We start from the raw sequence: 2,682 nt of genomic DNA, 5'->3' as shown, positions 1-2,682 counted from the left end.
CAGGTTTCGTTGGTGTTCAAAAAATCGGTGAACGACTCGATCACTGTGGGAGCTGGCTTGCCAGCGAAGGGGCCATTAAAAAACATCACAGAAGTGCCGGAACTACTCCGGCAGCTCATACACATAAATCTTGTCCGCCGCCATCTGATACCCGGCATCCGCCAGTTCGCTGGTGGACGCCTTGACCTGCAGCGGTCCCTCGACCCAGTACGGCTGATACAGCTCGTCGAGCTTCACGCCCAGCTCGCTTTTCACATGCACGATCTGGTTCGACGGCGGTGGCGGCACGTGGATGCAGGCGCCGAAGTACGGCACCAGCAGGAAGTCGGTGGTGCGTCCTTCTTCATTGACTTCCAGCGGCACGATGTAGCCCGGCAGGCGGATGTTCTGCCCGTCGAGACTTTGCACGACCGGCGCGTTGGGCATGTCCTGTTTTGCCGCTGGCGCCGACTCGGCGGAGAGCGCGTCGCCCATCTTCGACAGGTCGTGCAACGGCGTCATGTTCGGCACCTCCGGCGCGGCGTCCGGCGGGATCATCTCCGACCAGGTCAGGTCTTTCGGTGCCGCTGCCCACACGGGCAGGGCGACCAGCAACAGCAGCGCAAGCACAGCGCGGGGCATGGTGAACATCCTCATAAACGGATCGACAGGCCATCGGCCAGGGATTGGCGATACGCGCGCCAGGCCGGCACGCTGCCCATCAGCAGCGCGGCCGCCAGAATGCCACCGAGCAGCGTCCATTCATACTCGCTCGGCCACGCCAGCGGCAGATACAGCCCGTAATTGGCCTGTACGTAACCCTGCGCGGCGGCGATGCCGAGGTACAGCAACGCCAGTCCGGCGATTACACCGGTCAGTGCCAGCGCGAAAGCTTCCAGCACCAGCAGACTTGCGATGTGCCACGGTCGCGCACCGACCGAACGCAAAATCGCCATCTCCCGGCGGCGCTCGTTAAGGCTGGTGAGAATCGCCGTGAGCATGCCGATCAACCCGGTCAGCACCACGAACAGCGAGACCACAAACAGGGCCTTTTCAGCGGTGCTCATCAGGCTCCACAGCTCCTGCAAAGCCACGCCCGGGAGGATCGCCAGCATTGGCTCGCCCCGGTATTCATTGATCTCGCGTTGCAGGGCGAAGGTGGAAATCTTGCTGTTGAGGCCGAGCATGAACGCGGTGATCGCCTGTGGCGTCAGGTCCATGTTGCGTGCCTGATCCGCCGTGATCCGACCGTTGCCGCGTGCCGGCACGCCGTTGTGCCAGTCGATGTGAATCGCCTCCATGCCGCCGAGGCTGATGTGCAGCGTGCGATCTACTGGCGTGCCGGTGCGCTTGAGAATGCCGACCACGGTGAACGGTTTGTCATCGTGCTTGACCAGACTGATCGCCGCTACGCCGTGGGCCAGCACCAGTTGGTCGCCGAGCTTATAATGCAGCGCTTCGGCGACTTCGGCGCCGAGCACCACTTCGAACGGGTCGGTGGCGAAGGCACGGCCGTCGGCCAGTTCCAGATGTTGCTGACGACCGTACTGGTAATGCTCGAAATAGGCTTCGGTGGTGCCCATCACCCGGTAGCCGCGATGGGAGTCGCCGAGGGACATCGGGATCGCCCACTTTACCTTCGGGTTGCTGGCGAAATGTTCGAAGCTGTCCCAACGAATGTTGTTGGTCGCGTTGCCGATGCGGAACACCGAGTACAGCAGCAAGTTCACCGAACCGGAGCGGGCGCCGACGATCAGGTCGGTGCCGCTGATGGTGCTGGCGAAACTGGCTTTGGCCTCGGTGCGCACGCGCTCGACCGCGAGCAACAGGCACACCGACAGGGCAATGGCGAACGCGGTGAGCAGGGCGGTGAAGCGGCGGTTGGCCAGGCTGGCCATGGCCAGACGAAACAGATACATCTCAGACCTCGGCAGACGTGGCGGCGCGATTGAGCTCGGCCAGGGACAGGTGACGGTCGAACAGCGGCGCCAGGCTCTGGTCGTGGCTGACGAACAACAGGCTGGAGCCGGCCTCGCGGCATTCGGCGAACAACAGACGAATGAAGTTTTCCCGGGCGTCGTAATCCAGCGCCGAGGTCGGTTCGTCGGCGATCACCAGTTCCGGCTGGCCGATCAACGCACGAGCGGCGGCGACCCGTTGTTGCTGACCGATCGACAGCGAATCGGCGCGACGGCCGAGGATGCTTTCATCCTTCAGACCCAGGTGGGCGAGCAGGGTGGCGGCAGCCTGGTCGACGCTGCCATGACGCTGTTTCGCCCGCTCGGCACGCAGCCTGGAGAAGTGGCAGGGCAACTCGACGTTCTCGCGCACCGAAAGAAACGGCAGCAGGTTGAATTGCTGGAAGATGTAGCCGGTGTGATCGACACGAAAGCGGTCGCGGGCGCCGGCACCGAGTTCGGTCAGTTCCTGGCCGAGCAGGCGAATGCTGCCGCGCCCGGGCTTCTGCACGCCACCGAGCAGACCGAGCAGGGTGGTCTTGCCACTGCCGCTGGGGCCTTTGAGGAACAGGGTTTCGCCGGGCTCCAGGCGAAACGCCGGGATGTCCAGCAGCGGCGGGTGGCCGGGCCAGTTGAAGCCCAGGTCGGACAGTTCGATGAGTGCTTGGGTCATGGCACCAGTTTCATGTTTGATCACGGGCCCGTGTAGGAGCTGCCGAAGGTGCGATCTTTTTGATCCTGTTTT

3 protein-coding genes are annotated in these 2,682 nt (G+C 63.3%); all 3 read right to left on the bottom strand.

Annotated elements, in window-relative coordinates:
• Positions 1-102 precede the first annotated feature (102 nt).
• From HT737_RS11980 to HT737_RS11970, 3 genes are read right to left on the bottom strand one after another with little or no spacing between them, the layout of a single operon-like run.
• Positions 103-621: a DUF3299 domain-containing protein gene (locus HT737_RS11980; RefSeq protein WP_047296927.1), complete on the bottom strand. Its 519-nt coding sequence runs from the start codon at positions 619-621 to the stop codon at positions 103-105.
• 11 nt (positions 622-632) lie between these two features.
• On the bottom strand, positions 633-1,898 hold the full coding sequence (locus HT737_RS11975; RefSeq protein ID WP_108183943.1) for an ABC transporter permease: 1,266 nt from the start codon (positions 1,896-1,898) through the stop codon (positions 633-635).
• Position 1,899: 1 nt separating this feature from the next.
• The gene (locus HT737_RS11970; protein ID WP_003228669.1) at positions 1,900-2,610 is read right to left on the bottom strand and encodes an ABC transporter ATP-binding protein; all 711 of its coding nucleotides are present in this window, start codon (positions 2,608-2,610) and stop codon (positions 1,900-1,902) included.
• Positions 2,611-2,682: the final 72 nt, after the last annotated feature.

The sequence above is a fragment of the Pseudomonas sp. MD195_PC81_125 genome, assembly GCF_014060985.1.
Classification (GTDB): domain Bacteria; phylum Pseudomonadota; class Gammaproteobacteria; order Pseudomonadales; family Pseudomonadaceae; genus Aquipseudomonas; species Aquipseudomonas parakoreensis.
This window is presented reverse-complemented; position numbering and strand designations above follow the sequence as displayed.